Source organism: Shewanella sp. WXL01 (assembly GCF_012263345.1).
GTDB lineage: Bacteria > Pseudomonadota > Gammaproteobacteria > Enterobacterales > Shewanellaceae > Shewanella > Shewanella maritima.
Genome location: NZ_JAAIKQ010000005.1, coordinates 226,585 through 247,358, shown reverse-complemented (window position 1 = coordinate 247,358; position 20,774 = coordinate 226,585). Strand labels below are relative to the sequence as shown.

General features: G+C 42.8%; 18 protein-coding genes. 10 read left to right on the top strand and 8 right to left on the bottom strand.

Annotated features, from left to right (window positions below):
- The first annotated feature begins 177 nt into the window (after positions 1–177).
- The 3 genes from G3R49_RS13920 to G3R49_RS13910 all read left to right on the top strand — a co-directional run bounded on the left by G3R49_RS13920 (position 178) and on the right by G3R49_RS13910 (position 1,929).
- Complete coding sequence (locus G3R49_RS13920) at positions 178–582, top strand: DUF3800 domain-containing protein (RefSeq protein WP_167870080.1); 405 nt, start codon at positions 178–180, stop codon at positions 580–582.
- 9 nt (positions 583–591) lie between these two features.
- The gene (locus G3R49_RS13915) at positions 592–963 is read left to right on the top strand and encodes a hypothetical protein (protein WP_167870079.1); all 372 of its coding nucleotides are present in this window, start codon (positions 592–594) and stop codon (positions 961–963) included.
- A 132-nt stretch (positions 964–1,095) separates the two neighbouring features.
- Complete coding sequence (locus G3R49_RS13910; protein ID WP_167870078.1) at positions 1,096–1,929, top strand: hypothetical protein; 834 nt, start codon at positions 1,096–1,098, stop codon at positions 1,927–1,929.
- A gap of 395 nt (positions 1,930–2,324) precedes the next feature.
- On the opposite strand, the gene G3R49_RS13905 is transcribed toward G3R49_RS13910, so the two are convergent.
- Complete coding sequence (locus G3R49_RS13905) at positions 2,325–3,407, bottom strand: OmpP1/FadL family transporter (RefSeq protein WP_167870077.1); 1,083 nt, start codon at positions 3,405–3,407, stop codon at positions 2,325–2,327.
- A 252-nt stretch (positions 3,408–3,659) separates the two neighbouring features.
- Here G3R49_RS13905 and G3R49_RS13900 point away from each other — a divergent pair, with 252 nt between their 5' ends.
- On the top strand, positions 3,660–3,878 hold the full coding sequence (locus tag G3R49_RS13900) for a DUF6500 family protein (protein WP_130602553.1): 219 nt from the start codon (positions 3,660–3,662) through the stop codon (positions 3,876–3,878).
- Between the two features lie 160 nt (positions 3,879–4,038).
- Positions 4,039–5,061: an alpha/beta hydrolase gene (locus tag G3R49_RS13895; RefSeq protein ID WP_167870076.1), complete on the top strand. Its 1,023-nt coding sequence runs from the start codon at positions 4,039–4,041 to the stop codon at positions 5,059–5,061.
- Positions 5,062–5,136: 75 nt separating this feature from the next.
- Here the strand turns inward: G3R49_RS13895 and G3R49_RS13890 are convergent, their stop codons facing one another.
- A complete protein-coding gene (locus G3R49_RS13890; RefSeq protein WP_167870075.1) occupies positions 5,137–5,748 on the bottom strand; it encodes a TetR/AcrR family transcriptional regulator in 612 nt (203 codons plus the stop codon).
- A 157-nt stretch (positions 5,749–5,905) separates the two neighbouring features.
- Positions 5,906–6,592 (bottom strand): transporter substrate-binding domain-containing protein, encoded by a 687-nt coding sequence (locus G3R49_RS13885; RefSeq protein WP_167870074.1) that lies wholly within the window; start codon positions 6,590–6,592, stop codon positions 5,906–5,908.
- A gap of 672 nt (positions 6,593–7,264) precedes the next feature.
- Here G3R49_RS13885 and G3R49_RS13880 point away from each other — a divergent pair.
- From G3R49_RS13880 to G3R49_RS13870, 3 genes are all read left to right on the top strand, one after another.
- Entirely contained in the window at positions 7,265–9,520 is a 2,256-nt protein-coding gene (locus tag G3R49_RS13880; RefSeq protein ID WP_245335368.1) for a TonB-dependent hemoglobin/transferrin/lactoferrin family receptor, read from the top strand.
- A 265-nt stretch (positions 9,521–9,785) separates the two neighbouring features.
- Positions 9,786–10,748: a dihydroorotate oxidase gene (locus G3R49_RS13875; RefSeq protein ID WP_167870073.1), complete on the top strand. Its 963-nt coding sequence runs from the start codon at positions 9,786–9,788 to the stop codon at positions 10,746–10,748.
- A 444-nt stretch (positions 10,749–11,192) separates the two neighbouring features.
- Positions 11,193–11,708, top strand: coding sequence for a GNAT family N-acetyltransferase (locus G3R49_RS13870; protein ID WP_130602563.1), 516 nt, complete (start codon positions 11,193–11,195; stop codon positions 11,706–11,708).
- Positions 11,709–11,771: 63 nt separating this feature from the next.
- Here G3R49_RS13870 and fur read toward each other — a convergent pair whose 3' ends face one another.
- Entirely contained in the window at positions 11,772–12,203 is a 432-nt protein-coding gene (gene fur / locus G3R49_RS13865) for a ferric iron uptake transcriptional regulator (RefSeq protein ID WP_130602565.1), read from the bottom strand.
- A gap of 391 nt (positions 12,204–12,594) precedes the next feature.
- Here fur and cobB point away from each other — a divergent pair, with 391 nt between their 5' ends.
- Both cobB and G3R49_RS13855 read left to right on the top strand, forming a co-directional pair.
- Positions 12,595–13,338, top strand: a complete 744-nt coding sequence (cobB, locus tag G3R49_RS13860) for a Sir2 family NAD+-dependent deacetylase (protein WP_167870072.1) — start codon at positions 12,595–12,597, stop codon at positions 13,336–13,338.
- Complete coding sequence (locus tag G3R49_RS13855; protein WP_245335367.1) at positions 13,338–13,814, top strand: AAA family ATPase; 477 nt, start codon at positions 13,338–13,340, stop codon at positions 13,812–13,814. Before cobB ends, G3R49_RS13855 begins: the two co-directional genes overlap by 1 nt.
- Positions 13,815–13,969: 155 nt before the next feature.
- Here G3R49_RS13855 and G3R49_RS13850 read toward each other — a convergent pair whose 3' ends face one another.
- From G3R49_RS13850 to G3R49_RS13835, 4 genes are all read right to left on the bottom strand, one after another.
- Positions 13,970–16,096: a bifunctional 2',3'-cyclic-nucleotide 2'-phosphodiesterase/3'-nucleotidase gene (locus tag G3R49_RS13850; protein ID WP_167870071.1), complete on the bottom strand. Its 2,127-nt coding sequence runs from the start codon at positions 16,094–16,096 to the stop codon at positions 13,970–13,972.
- Between the two features lie 341 nt (positions 16,097–16,437).
- A complete protein-coding gene (locus tag G3R49_RS13845; protein WP_167870070.1) occupies positions 16,438–18,612 on the bottom strand; it encodes a M3 family metallopeptidase in 2,175 nt (724 codons plus the stop codon).
- Positions 18,613–19,058: 446 nt separating this feature from the next.
- Positions 19,059–19,451: a phosphate ABC transporter substrate-binding protein gene (locus tag G3R49_RS13840; protein WP_130602573.1), complete on the bottom strand. Its 393-nt coding sequence runs from the start codon at positions 19,449–19,451 to the stop codon at positions 19,059–19,061.
- Between the two features lie 12 nt (positions 19,452–19,463).
- Positions 19,464–20,648 (bottom strand): outer membrane protein, encoded by a 1,185-nt coding sequence (locus G3R49_RS13835; protein WP_130602575.1) that lies wholly within the window; start codon positions 20,646–20,648, stop codon positions 19,464–19,466.
- Positions 20,649–20,774: the final 126 nt, after the last annotated feature.

Sequence of the window (20,774 nt, the reverse complement as noted above, 5' to 3'; positions counted from 1 at the left end):
GAAATAAATAAAATTTATGCATTAAACAATTAAGTATGCATGATTCGCATATAACAAGCTGTTTAATCGGGCTTTTTATAGCCTGCTGAGTTCCGCTTCGCTACACTACACATTTTAGCAGGCTGATAAAAAGCCCCTTAACAGGGCGTTAAGTGCACACTAAAACATGGAGTCGTTATGGCATATATAGCATCATTTGCGGATGAAAGTGGAACACATAAAGGTTGCCCTTGTTACACCATTGGTATTTTAAATGTTCCCGAGGATTTTTTACCTGCATTTAATCAAGCTATTGAAGAAATATATAATGCTAGTGGTTTGCAAGGCGAAATCAAATGGGAAAAAGTGCGGAAAAGTTCTGGCCAAGTTAATCTCTGTACAAATATCTTAAAGTTTATACTTCAAAGCCCTTGTACATTTCATTCTATCGCAGTATCAAAAGCCCCATATAGAAAATGGCACTCGAATGAAGAAGCTGCTTTTTTTACAACATACGATTTTTTGCTACGCCAAAGTAGTCAAGGACTAAATTCAAAATTTAAAGTCTATATCGATCAAAAAAGTACTTCATACAGTAAATAAGACGAAGTGATGCAGATTATTACTAATCATATGCTTGCTAAATTGCCTACTTCATCGACGATTGAACATGTGTCGATGGAGAATTCGAAACTTCATTGGGGGTTACAAGCTGTAGATGTAATAACTGGAGCTATAAACACTGGCTATCATTTATTCTTTGACGAAAGTGCCCAAATTCAAAGTGCTAAGAAAGTCACCATTTCTAGAATGGCTAAAATTCTAGGGTGGGATAAGTTGCAATATGATACTTACCCAAATGATCATTTTAATATCTGGCATTTTCCTCCTGAAACACGTGCTATTCCAGGAACTAGAAATGTTGAACCTAATTTTATGGTAGGTGATATTAGTCGCGAAGAGTTCGAAGCTATATGCACTTAACAAGCTGTTTAACAAGGACAAAATACAGTTGGCTTTTGCTCCTTCGTCGCTTAATTTTAGCCAACTTTATTTTGCCCATTAACAGGGCGTTAACCATCTACTCGAATTCAGCAGTAACTATAAGGAATTAAAGTGAAACAAAACCCTTTCTCTTTTTACGATTTTTTAGGCTATATGCTCCCTGGAGCGGTGTTGTTATACATAGTGACATTCGTATTCGGTGTAGATGATATAGTCACTAGATTGAGTTTAGAAGGCACTAGTAACTCTACAGCAAGTCAATTGCTGAGTTTTATACCTGCGGTTATTTGTTCGTATTTATTCGGTCATGTGTTGGCTATTGGCTCATCTGCATTAATTGAAGCATTTACAAACTATTCTAATGGCTACCCGTCCGAGTTCCTTTTTGATGTCAAGCCTCAAGCATACCTATCAAGTGATTCATGTGGTGGGCAGCTTGGCCGTATAGTTTTGTGGATTCTTATCTTACCGATTTCCGTCTTTAAGTTTGTCTTGAAAGACGCTCTAAAAATCAAAATGTTTAATCAAGCTAAGTCACTACCAAAGCCGCTCCGAGAGGCTACTTTTAAAAAATGTACAGATATCCTAAGCGAGTATATCAAAGTGGACACTTCACAAATGAAGTTAGAGAACGGGATCGATGGGGATTATTTGAGGCTCCTTTATCACTTTATCTTTGAAAATTCGGAAAGGCATTCGGGAAAACTACAAAACTACGTAGCACTATACGGGCTAACGCGTAATGTCTCGTTTGTTTTTATTGTGCTGTTTTGGGGGGCAGTCTATTCATACTTTTTTGCAAGCCAACTTAATATTGGGCTAGTGCATATTGGTTCATTTGCTACGCTAGCCTATGTTTTCTATATCGGCTTTGTTAAGTTCTATCGTAGGTATAGCTTAGAAGCTGTAATGGCAGCGAGTGTGTTCAGTAAAAAAGATGGTTAACAATCATTTAAGAGGGATTCTCAACGCTTGGCATTTCAAATTTAGCGTTTATAGCACAATGATTTAGGTTTAGGTGTAGTCTCTGCTGGCTTTCTTGTTCAGCATGAGCACTTTGGAAAGGGTGACGTTGAAGCTGTTTTTCTATTAATTTCTGGTGAAAATACTGTCAGAATTAATTTTGAAGAACATGGTTCCAAAGCACTGGTTCCAGAGTACGCGAACCTCCAAGCATATGTTCAAAAGATCACATTTCTAGGGAAATTAAAGAGTATCTTTACAAAGGTGTAGTGTGCATATAACAAGCCGATAAAAAATAGACAAAAAATCAATTGGTTTGGGGCTGCATAGCCGCTAGAGTATAACCAATTAGTTTTTGCCCATTAACAGGGCATTACCTAAAAATTATAGGTCACCCCTAAGCTATAAGCTGCTCCGCTGTTTTGAACTTCAACTAAAGTTGTGCCCTCAACATTTGCTTGTTTCTTTGAGTAACTTTCAAATACAGCGGCGAGGTTCAAGGTGATTTGATCATTCACTTTATGGCCAACCCCCACACGGTAACGTTTATCAATACCGCCGAACTGATCAACTGCTTGGTCTGCACTAAAGCCAGCGTGCAATGTCCAATCAGCCAATTCATACTCAATGCTTGTAGCTAAGCGATGACTATCTTGGAACCCAGTTAGCAAACCAATCGGGTCAATATAATCATTGTAAGTTATCCCCTTACCATCCCATTGACTAAGACTGTAGGAATTGTGCCATTGCGCATGTTGACCCAGTTTTAGGCTCGCATATAGCGAGGTGATTGCTGGCAAACGAATATCAATATCCTCATTGCCAAGTTGGCTTTCAAAGCGATGCATAAAAGCCATTGAAAAATGGGCGTGTATATCCCATGTTGCACTAATTCCAGCGCCCCAACCTTGAGCCGTATCTTGTGATGTGGTGGTATTGCAATTCCCGAAGGAACAACTTGTTTGCTCAAGAGTATATGGAGCATGAATATATTCGAGCGTGCCAGCGATACTTAATGTACCCATTTTGTAAGCAATTGAGGGACTTGCTGATACCAAGATGGGTTGTACTCTTGTTTCACGGGGATGTACAAGGGGGATACTTGGCACCGTAATATCAGCAGCCGTGCGGCTATAAACAGATAAACCGAAGAACCAAGACTCATTGATTGGAGTTACAAAAAAGCCCATGGGAATGGGGTTGGCCACGCTATATTGGCTTTGATTGCCAAAAATATTGTAATCCGTTGTCACTTCATAATAAGTGACACTGGCCGTCAATGTAGGCGCTTCAATCGCAGTGATTGAGGATGGTGCTAACGCTAAGACGCTCGCATCTCCTGCATTTGCTCCATTAGCACTCGCTAAGGCGGAGTTTAACGTCGACGACTCCCAAAAGTTTAAACCTGTTGCGTTAGTTTGATGCGTAACAAATGCAATAAGCAACAGTAAGTAGCGCATAAATCTCTCGATGCATAAAAAGCTGATTATAACGATAACTCGTCTCAATAACATAGCTCAATAACATAGCTACCCATGGTTATTCTGGTTATTGTATATTCGATAGCTCAAAACTACGCTTGTTGAACTCGCTTTTTAGAAATAACATGGCCTTCCATAATTATTGACAGTTAACATAAGATCGAAACACCAATCCCAGCCCATTTAGCGCATTCAAGCCAATCATCAACCTATAACGGATAAATCAAAAAAATGAGAGAGTCTTTACGTGCCAAAATAGTCGAAGTTTGTGATAAGAAAATTGCTGCTAAGGGCGAGGGTGTAGGGGTATCGTTTTACGCATTTTTTAAAAACAAGAATGATGATCCTGAGGTGTTGATGGAAGCGGCAACCTGGTGGATTCAAACGCATCAGTTAGATCATTTCGAAAAAGCACTAAAAATCAAACGAATGGTGCAATCAATGGAGTAAGAAGGAGCTTAGAATGGACATCAACTGAGGAATTGTTGAAGTTCTGCCTTTTACAACAAGTGCTAAAAAGCATAGAAAGGTGCTGATAATAGTACTGCATCAATGATGCACAATTTAGGTTTTCGGATAAGCCATATACTCACTACAGGACATGGATTGCATGCTAGTTTTAAAAGCGTTTCACCTATCACTCGATACAATCAAATCGACCACTTTTACATATAGACCCATAGAAACTACCGCTATCAAAACTAACCTGTACAAAGCAGTACGTTTTGTTATTGCAGCAACTAGCTACTCAGCATTGGCGTTTAGTTTGAATGCAAAAGAGTTGCCTGCCAGTATCACCGCGAATTCCGCTGAAAGTGCTCTACCTAAACACATTACTCAGGTAAATGAAACGTATACAGTGGGCAATACCGAGAAGTTTACCCTTAGCTCTAATGTGGTTGCACGTAAGTACGATATTTTGGTCAAGCTACCTAAAGGTTACTTTGCACAAGATAATAGCAAGGTGAATTATCCGGTTTTATACCTAAATGATGCGCCGCATACTTTTAAGGTTGCCACTGGTGTAACGCACTTCCCGAGCATGGATAAGGCGATAATCGTGGCGATGGGCTTTGCCCATGGCGAGAACGGCCAATATAGTCGGGTGCGGGATTTAACCCCGCATCATGCCCCTAGTTGGGTAAAGTATAAAACTGGTGGTGCTGGCGAATACCTCAAACTGATAGAGCAAGAAGTGATACCGTTTATTGAGCAGCGTTATCGTGTTGATAGCAGTAAACGTATCTTAAGTGGTCATTCACTTGGTGGCTCGTTTGGCTCCTGGGTAATGCTGAGCAAGCCAGAATTATTTTCTAGCTACATTTTAACCAGCCCGTCCCATTGGTTTAAAGACGATCAAATTTTTGCTGATGAAGCCGCCTATGCTAAACAGCATAAGACATTAAGAGTGAATGTGTTTTACGCTACAGGCTCGCTAGAAACACCCGAAAACGGCATGAAGCACATGGTGACCGGGCAGCAAAAATACGTTGAGCGATTGCAATCACGCAATTATCAAGGGTTAAGAATCAAGTCTGAAGTGGTGGATGGGACTGATCACTACTCGACATTCCCAGTCGGTTTGTCTAAAGGCTTGATGTGGCTTTACAAGGATATCTGGCAGCTAGATTAACCGCTTAATCTAGCCGTGTGGCGAATTCTAGAAAGTGAGAAAGTGGGAAGGTGAAAGCATCGATAGCACAAAGCATCAAAGCGCGAATGTGATTGAACTTGCAGTGGCAAGAAAGGCTTTTAAATCGACGCCTTGAGGCAGCTGAATTCGCCCCTGCGCCAATAGTGCTGCCATGCCGTGCACCATCGACCATGCGCCCAACGCTTGTGCTTTAACTTGTGCTTTATCGTTACTTTGCAAGGCGAACGCATCGCGCAACAAATTGAATGGCTTGTTGAGATTGTGACGGTAGCTTGTTTGTTCATCCTCACTTTGGCTTTGCATTTCTATGTGTTCGGCCTGTCCGAGCATTAATCGGTAAAGCTGAGGATGTTTAGTGGCAAATTCCAAATAGCTAGCACCATATTCAAGCACCAGTGTTTTGGTGTTTTCTGGCAAGGTTTTATCAAGGTTTGCAGTGCTTGCTTGCATGGCCGCGGCCATATCAATAAAACCAACTTCAACAATACTACTGAGCAAGGCTTGCTTATTTTTAAAGTGAGCGTAAGGCGCCATGTGTGATACGCCAGCTTCTGCTGCAATTGCCCTTAGCGATAAACCCTCAACACCATCACGTTGTAGTATTTCGTTGGCGATACGAATTAATGAGGCTTTTAGGTCGCCGTGATGATATTGCTTGTCGCTCATGCTGATGTTGCTTGCCTGTGAGGTGGTTTAGATAAGTCTTTATACTATAAAGATATCAGTGGGATAACCACTACTTTGTGGTTATTACTTATTGGAGGTAACCTGTGCAATATTACCGACGAAGGATTACTGTAACAGCTCTATATTGAATATGTGGTCAGTTATTGTAGCGCCCATGGTTTAACTTATTGATTAAATCTTGATACACACCATTTTGCTTGATGATAGCCATACCACGGTCAAAATCAGCCGCGAACTGCTTGTTGTTGGGGTTGGCTTTGTTGAGAATAAGATGAAACTCGCGTGTCGATAAAATGCTATCGCTACGGGTGATCTTGTCCTTGTCTGCGCCCTTGACGTTATTACTTAAATAGAATTCGCCCACGCTTTTGAGTTGTGGCACGGCATCGATTCGCTCTGCTAATAATCGTTGAAATAAGATGTCGTAGTTGCCGGCGCGCTGCAGCTTAATTAAGCCCTTGTTTTGCGCGGACTCCAATATCTCATAATTAGTGTGTTCGGTGGCGCCAATGGTGAGGCCTGCAAGATCTGTCAAAGTTGTCCATTCAATTGGTGCTTTTTTTAATGAGTACAACACCATGTTATCACTAAGCAAAGGTGTCGAATAATGGAACAAAGTTTCGCGCTCAGGTGTTTTAACCCAGGCAATACTGCCATGCCACACGTCGTCGCCTAGACCTGTACCTGTTTGAGCATAATGATAAGAGCGTTTCCACGGGAAGTGGCCAATGTGTACCTTGATGCCAACCGCTTTATAGGCTTGTCTGACTACCTCTGCGGCAAACCATTTTGATAGATGCTTTCGGAGGTGTAGGGCGGCCACTCACCACTAGTAAGATTGACTTGCTGCGCCGCTGCGCTAAGGCTGACTAGCGTCAATAAACTCGCTAAAACGAGGTTACGAAAGGCTTTCGCATTCAATAACAATACATGCTCCATGTAGGTTTTAATGTTTGATACCTATTTCTTGGTGGTTCAACATTATGCTTAGGCGTTAATTATCCATATTAACTAGCAATTATTGGTTTTTGTTAGGCGCTAATTTGTTGTGGTTAAACTGTATTTTAATCGGTTAGCGTATGCAATTCTTAATGTGGATCACGAAAATTTAAACTAGCACTAAATTAGTACAACTCGAACAAATACCCACCCATTGTTAACAAATTAGATCACTGATTGTGACAGCAAATTTACGTACATCTCAATTATTAGTGTTAACTAATTAACGCCAAATTAACCAAAATTCATTTTTGCTTTGTTTTTTTGTGGATTAGCTCGTTGAACTTTGAGAATGAGACCATGATCCCATTGTGCTTTATCGAAAATGCTAGACTCGCAGCCATTATAAATGAGATTCATTCCTATTTGTTTCAATTGTTAATCGCTTCAAACTGCCGTTGAGTTTGGGCTAATTAAGACAAGTAGTAATGAATAAATCATCAAAATACATAAGTTTAGCAATAGCATTTAGGCCAACAGGCTAAGAGGCAGAAATATGATGAAGTACAGCAGTATTGCACTAGCAGTGATGCTTGCAACCCAGGCTCATGCCGCAGACGAGTTACAGCAGCAAAATCAGTCAGCCGCCCAGCAAAGCACTCAGGAATCAATTAACCATTTTCACGAAGTGATTGTGGTTTCAGGCGCGCGTATTGAGCAAAGTGTCGACAAGGTAGCAAGCTCAGTAGTGGTGCTGGATGAAGAAGCGATTGCTCGCAACATGAATACTGACTTTAGTACTTTATTTAGAAATGAAGCCTCAGTCGATGTAAAAGGCGGCGCAGGTAAGCCTAGCTCGGTAACCATTCGCGGTATTGGTGGCAACCGTGTGATGATGGTGAAAGACGGTGTGCGCGTAAACAACCAGTATGCATCGCCGCTTGGCCCTGGTGCTGAAGGTACAGGCCGTGGTTTAACTGAAGTTGACAGCCTAAAACAAGTAGAAGTGCTTAAGTCAGCCGCATCGACTATGTATGGCTCTGATGCACTTGGTGGTGTCATGGTGATGACCACTAAAGATGCCGCAGATTACCTAGGCAGTGATGATAGCTACTTTAGTGTTAACGGTGGTTACACAGGTATGAATGATGAATTCAGCGGTGGTTTTACCGGCGCTAATCGCATTGGTGATTTTGAAAACCTGGTGAGTTACCAGCGCCGCAGCGGTGAAGAGCAGCAAAACTACACCGAAACCTTACCTGACAGTGAGCTAGTAACCGATAGCCTATTACTAAAGAGTAAGTACCACTTTAACGATTATACTAACCTGCAGTTCACCATGGATTATCTAAACCAGCAGTTATACCGCTGGGAGAATAATGCCGATCCTGATGAGCCTTCATCAATTGATTATGACCGTTACACCAAGGCGCTAAATACTTCGCTTCGCCTGCGTTCAACAAAGGACCGTGGCATTCATGACAGTATGGATTTTGTTTTGTACTACGGCCGTACCGATCAATCTGAAAAGCGCGATTACTTTGAGGGTGAACGAGGTTCTGACCGTGAAAAAGTAGAATATCGTGACTATCAGTTCGACGAGTATCGTATCGGTTTAGCCAGCAGCTTTGGTAAGGCATTGTCGTTAACGGGTCATGAGCATCAAATTGTTTATGGTTTGGATGTCGAGCAGTCTGAAATGAGCCGCCCACGTGAGTATCTAACTAAAAACCGCCAGGGCGAGTGGGTACCGTCTGAAACCGATACCTTCTCGTTTGCTGATACTAAGAGTCTGCGTGTAGGTGCCTATTTTCAAGATGACATCACTTTTTTAGATGGCGACTTAAACGCGATTCTAGGCTTACGTTATGATTACTACCGCAATACGCCAGATGCTAAACAAGCAGAAGATGCTGGCCGTGACCCAGAAAAGTTCGCTGAAATGAGCGAAAGCTTCTGGTCGCCAAAGCTTGGTTTGGTTTATCACTTCTCTGACAGTGTAAACATGTTTGCCCAGTATGCGTATGGCTACAAGATGCCAACGCCAGATCAAAAATGGGGCGAGCTTGAAGTTAAAGATGGCAAGATGCCATTCCCTGTGTTGATTAAAGCCAATTACGACTTAGAGTCTGAAACCAGCCACACAATCGAAGTGGGCGTTCGTGGTAATCATGGTGATACCAAGTACGAGCTAACCACTTTTTACACTCAGGCCAATGACTATATCGATTGGGAGTTTTTAGGTTGTGGCGGCCCGTTTGGTTGTGTTATTCCACAAACGTTGGAGTATCAATACACTAACCGCGAGAAAGTGACCCTTTACGGTGCTGAAGCTTCATTTAGCCAGGCCATCACCGATGAGATCGAAATCTGGGGTAACGTGGCTTACACCCATGGCGAAGACCAAAACGGCGATTACCTGAACTCAGTTAGCCCGCTTAAGGGCAACCTAGGTGTGAACTACTTTACTTACTTTGGTGATACTGAAACTGACTTTGGCTTAAACGTGCGTTTTGCCGGCAAGATGGACAGAACCACTGATTTAGATATCTTCCCAATTCCGGGTTTTGAGAGCTTTAACGAGGTATACAACACTGCAGGTTACGCCGTAGTTGACCTAACAAGCAGCGTATTCCTAACCGATAACTGGACGCTACGTGGTGGTATTTATAACCTGTTCGACAAAGAATACATTGAGTATGCCGATGTGGCAGGGCAATCTAAGTTCTTAATGTCTAATTTGGGTGTTACTGAAGAAACCTACAGTCAGCCAGGCCGCTACTTTAGCGTTAAGGTGCAATATACGTTTTAAGGCTAAATAGGCTTTATTGCATTATTTTTATGTCGATTATAAAAATGCCGTCACCCTTTCAGGGAGACGGCATTTTTTTCGAGTAATTATTGTGATTTTAGATCTGACTGTTCGGTGTTGAGAATAAAAACATGATAGCTATCACGAGTTTGGTTATTACCTAAATTGAGGTAGGTATTTGTTGTTTTTAATCAAAGATTATTGTTCAGCTGGCTCTAAACTAGGCCAAATTTTCTCCTAGCCCCTTGCCCGAGAAGGAATAAAAATGACCTCTGCTACCCAATCTACAATTATCAATGGTGTTAACTTATCAACAGAAGTTGCTGGCGTGCCCCTTGCCAGCTACGTACTCAATGCTTCTGGTCCAAGATGCACCAGTGCAGAGGAGTTAAAAATCGTAGGTGAGTCACACTCCGCGGCGATTATGACCAAGTCATGTACCATTTTACCGCGCGAGGGTAACCCTGAACCGCGTTATCAAAACCTTAATTTAGGCTCTATTCAATCAATGGGTCTGCCAAACTTAGGTTACAAAGCTTACTTAGAGATGATCCCAACGCTTAAGCAACATGGCAAGCCGGTGATTGTCAGCGTGTCTGGCTTTAGTATTGAAGATAACATTGAGATGGTCAGCGCATTTCAGCAAAGTGATGTTGATTTAATTGAAGTTAATTTCTCATGCCCAAATATTCCGGGTAAAGCACAGGTTGCCTACGACTTTGAGCAAACTGAGCAAGCGCTAAAAGCGATTACCGCATTGGGTGACAAGCCAATTGGTATCAAGCTTGCGCCATATTTCGATATGTCGCACTTTATCGCTATGGCTGACATTCTTAAGCAGTATCCAGTGAAGTTTATCACTTGCATTAACTCTATTGGTAACACCTTAGTGATTGACCCAGAAACTGAGCAGCCAATTATTAAACCAAAAGGCGGCTTTGGTGGCTTATGTGGGGAGTATATTAAACCTGTTGGCTTGGCTAATGTTCGCGCCTTTAGAGAGCTACTGGGCGACGATGTACAAATTATGGGTGTGGGCGGCATTAATACTGGTGTTGATGCGTTTGAGTATTTACTAGCTGGCGCCGATGCAGTGCAAGTGGCAACTTGCTTTGAAAAGCAAGGCGCGGCGTGTTTTGAACGCATTGAAACTGAGCTGGCACAGTTTATGGCGAAAAAAGGTTATACCAGCCTCGAAGATGCCAAGGGTAAGCTCAAGCCTTTATAAACTCAAATGAAAAGCGCCTACGGGCTTCGGGGTTATTATTTGAGCGAGATTTGAAAGTGAACCCTGGTTCTCGCATTAATAGGTAGGTTTGCGGATTAGCTAATGATGCAATGACATTTAAAGCACGACATGAACACTTCCCCTCTTTGTCTAACAAGAGGGCTCGACGAAAACATTCGTGTTTTCAACGGCTTTAAGTGTCATTGCAACGATATGCTATAGCTTCATCTGGTTGAGCTAGGTTTAACGCGCTAACGTACCTTCTGCGAACAGTCCTAAGCCTCTATTGTTCTATGCAACTAACTAGTATTTGTCGAGTATTCGTCATCACCACAAGTCAGCATTTTCGATGATTTTTAGGTTTATCGAAAGCTCAAGCTAATTTGCTGATACACTTGAGTTAACTCACCTCACCGTTGTGATAACGCATAAAAAGGAACTTACATGCCAGTACCAAAAGTTATTTGCGAAACCGAGCGATTGCTTATTCGCCCTTTTAATCAGCATGATATCGAAAGCCTGTTTTTAATGAACAGTAATCAAGAGATGCTGACCTATATTCCTACCAAACCTTTTACTGAGCTAAAACAGGCGCAAACGCTATTTGATGATGTAATTTGTGCCGACTATCGCAAACATGGCTTTGGTCGCTGGGCAGTGCATCATAAAGCGGATAATAAGGTGATTGGCTTTTGTGGGCCCAAATATATTCCTGAGTTCGATAAAGTAGAGATAGGTTACCGCTACTTTCCTGAGTATTGGCGTAAAGGTATTGGCTTTGAAGCGGCAGATGCGGTTTTAGCAACCTGTAAACCGCTGCATAATCTAGATGAGATTATCGCGCTTATTTTACATGGCAATGAGGGCTCAGAAGCAGTGGCTCGTAAAGTCGGTATGAGTATTCTTAAGCAGGCTGAATATTTCGAGCATAAAGTGCATGTGTACCATAAAAATTTGTAGGCAGCACAAACAAAAAAACCAGCATCAAATGCTGGTTTTTAGTTTAGACAATATGCAACTTAATTAATCGTCGTTGTGGTCGCAAGTGTCGTTAGTGCAGTGGCCATAAAGGTACAAGCTGTGGTGAGTGAGCTTGATGTTGTGACGCATTGCAATTTCTTCTTGGCGCTGCTCGATAATGTCGTCTGAAAACTCGATTACCTTGTCGCAGTTTAAGCAAACTAAGTGATCGTGATGCTTTTGTGTCGACATTTCAAATACTGCTTTGCCGCTTTCAAAGTGATGACGGTTTAAAATACCAGCGTCATCAAATTGGTTTAAAACTCGGTACACTGTCGCCAGGCCAATTTCTTCGCCCATATCTAGCAACTTCTTGTATAGGTCTTCAGCACTGATGTGTTGGTTTTCTGGAGCTTGCATAAGCTCTAAGATTTTTACTCGAGGTAGGGTTACTTTTAATCCGGCTTTTTTCAGCGCTTGATTGCCATCAGTCATGTCAGATCTCTTGATTAGCGAACCCAGAGGTTCATCCGTGGATAATAAATTATTATATGTGCTTGGCTTAGAAACTTAAACCTCTTAACCGAGTTAATCAATTGCTTAGCGCATAAAATTTAACATCTTAATGGAATTTTTCAGTTAATTGCTGAAAATGTGACAGTAAACCTACATATACTAAGGGATTATTGCGGTTGAGTGCGGTCAATATATGATGGGTTTAAATAGAGTTTGAGGTTAGAGTTTTGCGCACGAACATCAAATAAACTTTTGATGATTTGTTTGTCGGGAGTTGTCACAAAAATAAGTTAACATTCAATGAGCTTTACTGAATTACTTACCGCAAACGTGAATACAAAAATAATAATTACGCCAACAAGGAGTCAAGATGTATCGCAGAATAGTCATATTAACTGGCGCGGGGATTTCTGCTGAATCAGGCATTCAAACCTTTCGAGATCAAGATGGTTTATGGGAACAGCACCATATTGAAGATGTTGCGACGCCAGAAGGTTATGCCCGTGATCGCGAACTAGTTGAGCGTTTTTATAATTTGCGCTGGCAAGACTTACACCGTGACGACATTACGCCCAACGCAGCACATGTCGCGTTAGCAAAACTAGAGCGTGAATTCGATGGTGAAGTGCTACTGGTAACGCAAAATGTCGATAATTTACATGAGTCGGCAGGTAGTAAACGATTACTGCACATGCATGGTGAATTGATGAAAGGCCGTTGCCCTCAGTCGCAGCAAACCTTTAATTTAAAAGAAATGTTTGGCCCTGAAAACGTGTGTACTTGTTGCATACCAGCCGAGCGCCTGCGGCCGCATATTGTGTGGTTTGGTGAAATGCCATTTGGTATGGACACCATTCATCATGCGTTAGATGAGTGTGATTTGTTTATCGCCATAGGCACATCTGGCACGGTTTATCCGGCTGCAGGTTTTGTTGATATTGCTAACCATCGCTGCGCACAAACCGTTGAAGTTAACTTAATGCCAGCTGACAGCCATAGCCAGTTCCAGTATCACTTTACTGGTAAGGCTGGTGAGATAGTGCCGCAATTGGTCGATAGTATTTTGGCTGGTGAAGTGGTTGGTGCAAAAGCGCTAGAGCCGTTAGAGATATAATGACAACGGAAATGCGGAGCATAGCGAGTTCGGAAAAGGTAGCAATCATCATGCGTGGCTTGCCCGGCAGCGGCAAGTCTTATTGGGCTGCGCGCTTTATTGAGTCCCAAGGCATAGAGCAAGCAGTGCGTATAAAGCAACACGGATATTTCTCGACTGACGATTACTTTTTACAAGACGGCGAGTATCGCTTTAACGCTAAACGATTGCCTGAGTATCATCAACGTAATCTTGCGCGTTTTATTAGTGCCTTATCGACTAGCGAACCCGTGGTGATTTGCGACAATACCAATGTTTGTCATTGGGAGTACCTAGCATATAAAACTGCGGCAGAGGGTTTTGGTTATCAAGTGCGTGTGGTGCTCGTTGGTGACCCTAAAAGCAGTCAACATCAAGCATTATGTGCTAAGCGAAATAGCCATAATGTCCCGTTCGCCAGCATTCGTAAAATGGGACAAATGTTTGAGTTAGATTGACTATATAACTGAGCGTGCTTGCGCACTGGGGCGCATACAAATTAATCCAAACTTTGAATTTAAAAAGGAGCGTAGATGTTATCTACGCTCCTTTTTTCACCCTTCGACAGTATTTACTGCCTGCTATGTTGGCATGCTTTGTATGAGTTTAGTGCTCAGTGCTCAGTTAAATCGATCTGGTAAACAGCAAAACCTAACTCGTCAGTGTCGTTAAGCTTGGTCATCTTGCGTTGCTGATATTGCTTAATGAACTGCTTGGCCTGTTCACTAGATTGAGTTTCAAAGCGAATGTCTAACTTAGTGTTGGTGCTAATGTTGGCGAAATCCCAGTTATTGTCTGCACCTGGGTCAACACTGCCGTTTTTCTCAGTCTCAGCACTGATGTATTGTGCTAAGGCCTCGCGATTGGTATCGGGCAGCTCAAGCACCACATGTTTACTACCTGTACCTGCAAACTTTTGCCCAAAGGCGCGGTAGTTATTTGAGGCAACAATAAACTCCTGTTTGGCAAATGCATCGCCCGAAAGTAGCTTGCCATTCTGCATATAGCTGAGGCTTTTAATGCGATTAGCGTTTGCATCGACGAGTTTGCAGTTACCATCAAAACGATTTGGCTGAGTCACATCAATTTGGTAGGTCAAACTGCCTTGCTCACCGTCTATTACGTCAAAGTTGTAGGTGCGGTGATCATTCCAGTTAATCAGACTCTGTGGTGCAGTCGAGCTAGGGTCAATTTGGTTGAATTGATTAGCACTACATTCCAGCCAGTCTTTTACCTGCGCGCCAGTGACTTTCACCGCGACCAAAGTGTTGGGGTAGAGGTATAAGTCGGCAGCATTCTTGTAGGTTAGTTTTCCTTTAGCGACTTGCACATAACTGTCTTTGTCAGCACTAGTGCTATGACGGCCGCCTGCTTTAAAAGGTGATGCGGCTGACAATACTGGCAGATGTTTAAGCTGTTGCGGCAGGTTTTGCTTAAGTTTCCAAATCTGCGCATTGGCAACAATTTGCACTGTTGGGTCATCCTGTACTAGCGACAAATAGCTATACATATCACTCGTTGCATGGCCAATAGGTTGGCTCACATAGTCAATGGTTTGCTGATGCTCTTTGGCAATAGCTTTATGAATGCTAGCATCTGCCGCGACAAGCTCAGGGCTGGCGGCTTTGCTGTCAAAAATGGGCAGGGCTTTGGCGCGTGAGTCAACGACTTTCCAGCTATCACCATCTTGCTCTAGTGTTAGGTCAATTAAACCCAAATTGTCACCCCAGCGACCGGGCATTACCGCTGCAACTCCGTTGATGGTGCCTTTGTCGAGATCTGCGCCTGGTAATCCTTCAAATGTTGCAGATGGGAACACCGAGTGACTGTGACCAAAAGTAATCGCATCAATGTCATCAACCAGTGTCAGAGCCCAGGTAGCATTTTCATCGTTAACATTGGTTGGCGCTTCAGGCGTGCCTACACCAGAGTGGGGGATAGCCACAATAATATCTGCACCTTCAGCTTTCATTTGTGGAATGAATTTTTCGGCGGATTCAACAATACCTAACACGTCGACTCTGCCGTCTAGGTTTTGTTTATCCCACAGCAATATTTGCGGTGGAACAAAGCCAATGTAACCTATGTTCAGTTGGTGTTGATTGCCATGTTCATCAGTAACGGTTTTTTGCTCAATTAAGTAAGGCTTAAACAGGTTATCGCCAGGCTTAAGGTTATCCCAGCAGTCTGACTTACACAGTACGTTAGCACTAATATATGGGAACTCTGCGCCGCTTAATGCTTGCTTTAGAAAATCCAGACCATAATTGAATTCATGATTACCTATGTTACCAACTGAGTAATTTAAGGTGTTCATCGCCTTGTAGGCAGGGTGTGTGTCGGTTAGGCGGTTGGAATGTTTAAAGCCATGGGCAATAAAGTCGCCCATTGGGCTGCCTTGCAGCAAATCGCCATTGTCGACCAGTACCACATTGTCTACATTGGAATGCTGTTTAATCAAACTCGCGGTACGGGCTAAACCTATACGCGGGTCGACTCTAGACTGGTAGTAGTCATAGTCCATGATATTGGTGTGCAAGTCGGAAGTTTCGAGGATCCGCAGGTTAATCTTGCCGGCCTGCTGTGCAACTTGTGCTTGTTTCTTAATCGGTGTTTGAAGATCTGTACTTGTTTGCTCGTGTTGAGCATTCTGACCGCACCCTGTGAATGCTATTGTAGAGCTAACAAGCAAAATCTTAGGTATGCGCGAGCTTAGCGCTTGAGATAGTTTTGTTTTCATTATGAACTTCGCAGTGCTCTATATGAGCTATTTTTTATAATTAGTCTTATTCGGTATTTATCACTGACTTTTAGCTCTTGGGGCGACCAAGACTTTACTTCCACAAGGTGTCCGCTTTGACTTATGTGTTGCGAGCATTTCAGGTGAAGGCTCTGTTAGTAAAACGTTCGTAAAAACAGTTTCTAAAAGCAGTTAGTTAAAACCAAATTGCGGCATGATTCTAACAGTTAGTGTTTGCAATAATGTGACTTTTGTTAGCGTTTAGGTGAAATTTTTGCTTTTAAAGACAAAAACGCCGCTAATCACTGATTAGCGGCGTTTTTCAACGTAAATGTGCTGTGTTACAACAAGCCACGACTACGCAACAGTGGTTCGATACCCGCTTCCTTTCCGCGGAACTTCTTGTAGAGCTCCATTGGGTCATCGCTACCACCTGACGACAAAATATACTTGCGGAATTTATTTGCGGTTTCTTCATCGAAAATGCCGTTTTCTTTGAATGCTTCAAAAGCATCGGCACCCAAGATATCAGACCAAATGTAGCTGTAGTAACCTGCAGAATAACCGCCGGCAAAGATATGCGCGAAATAGGTGCTGCGATAGCGCGGTGCTATCTCTTTAATCAGCCCCATTTTAGCAATTGAGTCTGCCTCAAATTTAGCTGCATCGTGCACGGTGTTGTCTTTCAGTGTGTGCCAATCTAAATCAAGGTAAGTGGCTGCCATATATTCAACTGTGGCGAAGCCCTGGTTAAATTTGCTCGCCGCTTGAATCTTCTCAACTAGCTCTTGCGGGATAACTTCACCAGTTTCATAGTGCTTAGCAAACTGAGCTAACACCTCTGGTTGAGTCATCCAGTTCTCCATCACTTGTGACGGGAACTCAACGTAGTCGCGAGGTACGCTAGTACCTGATTGCGAGCGGTATTGCACATCTGACAATAAACCATGAACCGCATGACCAAACTCATGGAATAGGGTGCTAGCTTCATCAAAAGTTAGCAACGCCGGCTCACCTTCAGCAGGGCGAGGGTAGTTAAGTACGTTGACGATAATCGGTTTTGAATCCACGCCATTCATCTTGTATTGCTGACGATATGCATTCATCCAAGCGCCGCCGCGTTTTGAGTCGCGCACAAAGTAGTCACCTAAGAACACGCCCATTAGGCTGCCGTCTTTATCATATACTTCCCAGGTACGCACTTCTTCATGGTACTTAGGTAAATCAGTGCGCTCTTTTACTGTGATCCCAAATAGGCGGTTTGCCGTGTAGAACACACCTTTTAGGGTACTTTCAAGGGAGAAGTAAGGTTTGGTTTGTTGCTCGTTAAAGCTGTATTTGGCTACGCGGATTTTATCTGCGTAGTACCACCAGTCCCAAGCTTCAAGCTTAAAACCGCCGTTTTCAGCATCGATTAACTCTTGCATCACCGCAACTTCGTTCTTTGCTTGCTCAAGTGCAGCAGGCCAGATTTTATTCAATAGACCATAAACATTTTCAGGCGTTTTTGCGGTGCGCTCCTCTAGTACAAAGTGCGCGTGAGTTTCATAACCCATTAACTTGGCGCGCTCAGCACGAAGGGACGCAATTTTTGCTAGCACTTTCTTGCTGTCGTTGACGTTATCGTTATTAGCTCGCTCAATATAAGCGGTATAAATTTGCTTACGTAGTTCACGATTGTCTGCGTAGGTTAAAAATGGCGTGATAGAAGGGCGCTGAGTGGTAAAAATCCATTTACCGGCCTTGTCGCGCTTAGCCGCCGTTGCTGCAGCAGTGTCGATGACATCTTTTGGCAGGCCGGCAAGGTCAGCCTCATTATCAATCACTAGCTCATAGGCGTTAGTTTCAGCTAATAGGTTGTCGCCAAACTCGAGGCTGAGTTTGCCAATCTGCTCATTGAGGCTACGTAGCTTGTTTTTGTCTTGCTCGGACAGGTTCGCACCGCCGCGGGTAAAACGTTTGAATGTGTCCTCAAGCAGTTTAACCTGTGCAGTGTTAAGTTTACTGCGGTCAGTATTGTTATATACCGACTTAACACGTTGAAATAGTTTGTCATTTAGGTAAATGTCATCGTTTGATGCTGATAGTAAAGGTGACACTTCTTTAGAGATTTTTTGTAGTTCTTCGTTAGTGTGGGCACTGGTTAAGTTGTAAAACACTGATGCAACGCGTGTTACTAGGTTGCCTGAAAACTCCATTGCTTCAATGGTGTTGGCAAAAGTCGGCGTTTCTGGGTTGTTGGCAATGGCGGCTATTTCAACTTGTAACTCTGCAATACCGGCTTTAAATGCAGGTAGGTAGTGCTCGTTTTTTATTTTGTCGAAGTTTGGCATTTCAAAGAAGGTGCCGTACTCAGAAAAGAAAGGGTTGTTGGCGTGTTGTTGTTTGATTTGAGTTAGCTCTGTTTGCGCCAAAGATACAGTCGAAGGTGCCTGTGAGCCAGTGCTAGTGCAGGCACTAACTGCCAATGCTAGCGTAATACTCGCTACCAGAGGTTTAAGAGTAGATCGTTTCATATTGCTCCCTAATGCAATTGATTTGTTATTGTCGAATAAGGCCACAACTTAAAAAACATGTGACTCATCCTTTTCATTTTTTATTTGCCCTCACGTTATATTCGTCGTTACAACGTCAGGACTAATGAAATTTACTGCGCGGTCATTCTAACAACTTTGGTTCGTTTGTTAAGTTTGTGTGACTGGCCTTAATGGTGATTTAAGCTTGGCTGCTTAACAGCTTCGTTCAATGTAATCCTGATTATCGTAATAAATAACAGTGAGTTACTTTTAAACAGTGCTTAATTGAACCGTAGGAAGGAGCTTGATTGGTTCGATGTGGTTGTTTCGTAACAAAGAATTTTGCTAACACTGATATAAACTATTTAATAAAACTCGGCCCAAACTGTGGGAACGGTCAGCTTAGGCCGAGGGGAATGGTGATAACAATTTAAGCTAAGGGTGGGTTAAGGCTTAAATATCACTTTTACGCTGCTATCTAAGTCAGCTTCGTCTATGTAACCAATTGCGTTAGCATCGCTAGCAACAGCGGCTTTCATTGCTGCTGCATCAGATACCGTTGCTGGTGGGTTACCTTTGCCGGTAAATACTTGTTTAGACCAGTAGGCTTTTAACTGAGCATCCGATTTTCCTGTTACCGCTCCATGAAACTCAGAGCGAGTAGCATTACCTTCATCTAGCTCATAAACCACATAGCTAGAACCTTTTCCTAGAAATGCTTTTTTAGCATCGCCTTTAGATATGTCAGTTGTCCCAGTGTTTCCAATAACCACAACACCAGCGTGAGCTGAGGCAATGCAAGTTAGACTAAGAGCAAGAGTCGAGAATAGTTTTTTCATCTTAGTTCTCCTTTAGAACACAGCATCGAGCTTAATTGTGTAAACCGTCGTGCTATCATATTTAAAGCTGTTGCTGGTGTAGTCATACTGTTTGTTATTTACTAAGCCGCCGTGAGTACCGTCAAAGTCGTGTGCGTAAGTAACATCAAACTTGATAGCAAGGTTATCCAGCGCATCCCAACGAATACCTGCGCTGTAGGTTGTTCTTTGTTCATCAAATCCATATCCTAAAGCCGGATTAATTGCAGCTCGTTCGTCATCATCTGTTGTTTTCAAAAATGCAGCTGTCACGTAAGGACTGAATTGATTAATGCGGTAGCCAAGTGTGATGTAGCCCGCGTCGTTATCAGATAAAACACCTTCGATCTTCATTTGCGTCACTTCAGACACCATGAAGAAATTGCCATTGTCATATCCTAAACCTATGCCTTTAAAGGTGGCTTTTGAGTGGTCTATGTCAAACTGCCCTTGAGGTGTGCCGATGTAGCCATCAAAATCTGATTGTGCATACACACCGCGCACAGTCCAGGTCATATCGGTCCAAGTTGCATTAGCGCCGACAAAGTTTGTGAGATCGAGTTTTGCGATGCCATTGTCTACATCAGATTGTCCGCCAAACCCTTGCAAGGATATTGTTGAATCTTCAAATTCGATGTCATAGCTGATGTCACCACCGGTATAGGTCGACAGCGGTACACCACCGTAAACCTCTTCTGGTGGGCGAGCGAATGGTTGAGCATAGCCAACATCTAAGTAGTCAGAATACATAAACAGTGGCCTACGTAGTTTACCCGCGCGAGCTTGAATTCCATTATCAAAGCGGTGTGATAGGTAAGCCCATTCAGCTTCAATGTCCCAGTTGTTTTCGCCGCGCATCATTAATTGCATTACAGCTTGGGTGTTATCGCTAATATCAAAGGTGCCTTGAAAGCCGAATTTAGATTCTTCTTCAAAGTTTGCTGCGGTTGTGGCGCCTGCGTAGCCAGCACTGTTGTTAGCGCTTACATAGCCAAGGCTAATAAAACCGTTGAAATGGAACTTATCTTTTAAACTATCATTTTGCTGCTTTTGTAGTGACGCAACTTGTTGCTCGAGTTTAGCAACCCTTTCATCATTGTTTGGCTGGTTAGCCTGCGCTGCAATTGGCAGCATGGCGATTGAAATCGCAACCGGTAGTGTTTTCAAAGTAAAGTACATCTAGATACTCCTCTCATTACTTTGTCGCCCTTTAGGCTGTTGTTTATTGTTTTTATGTCTCATTATTTAGTGCTTAGTGTTACTCAGTGAACAGCGCTACTCGGTGTGTACTGTCAACTGATATCC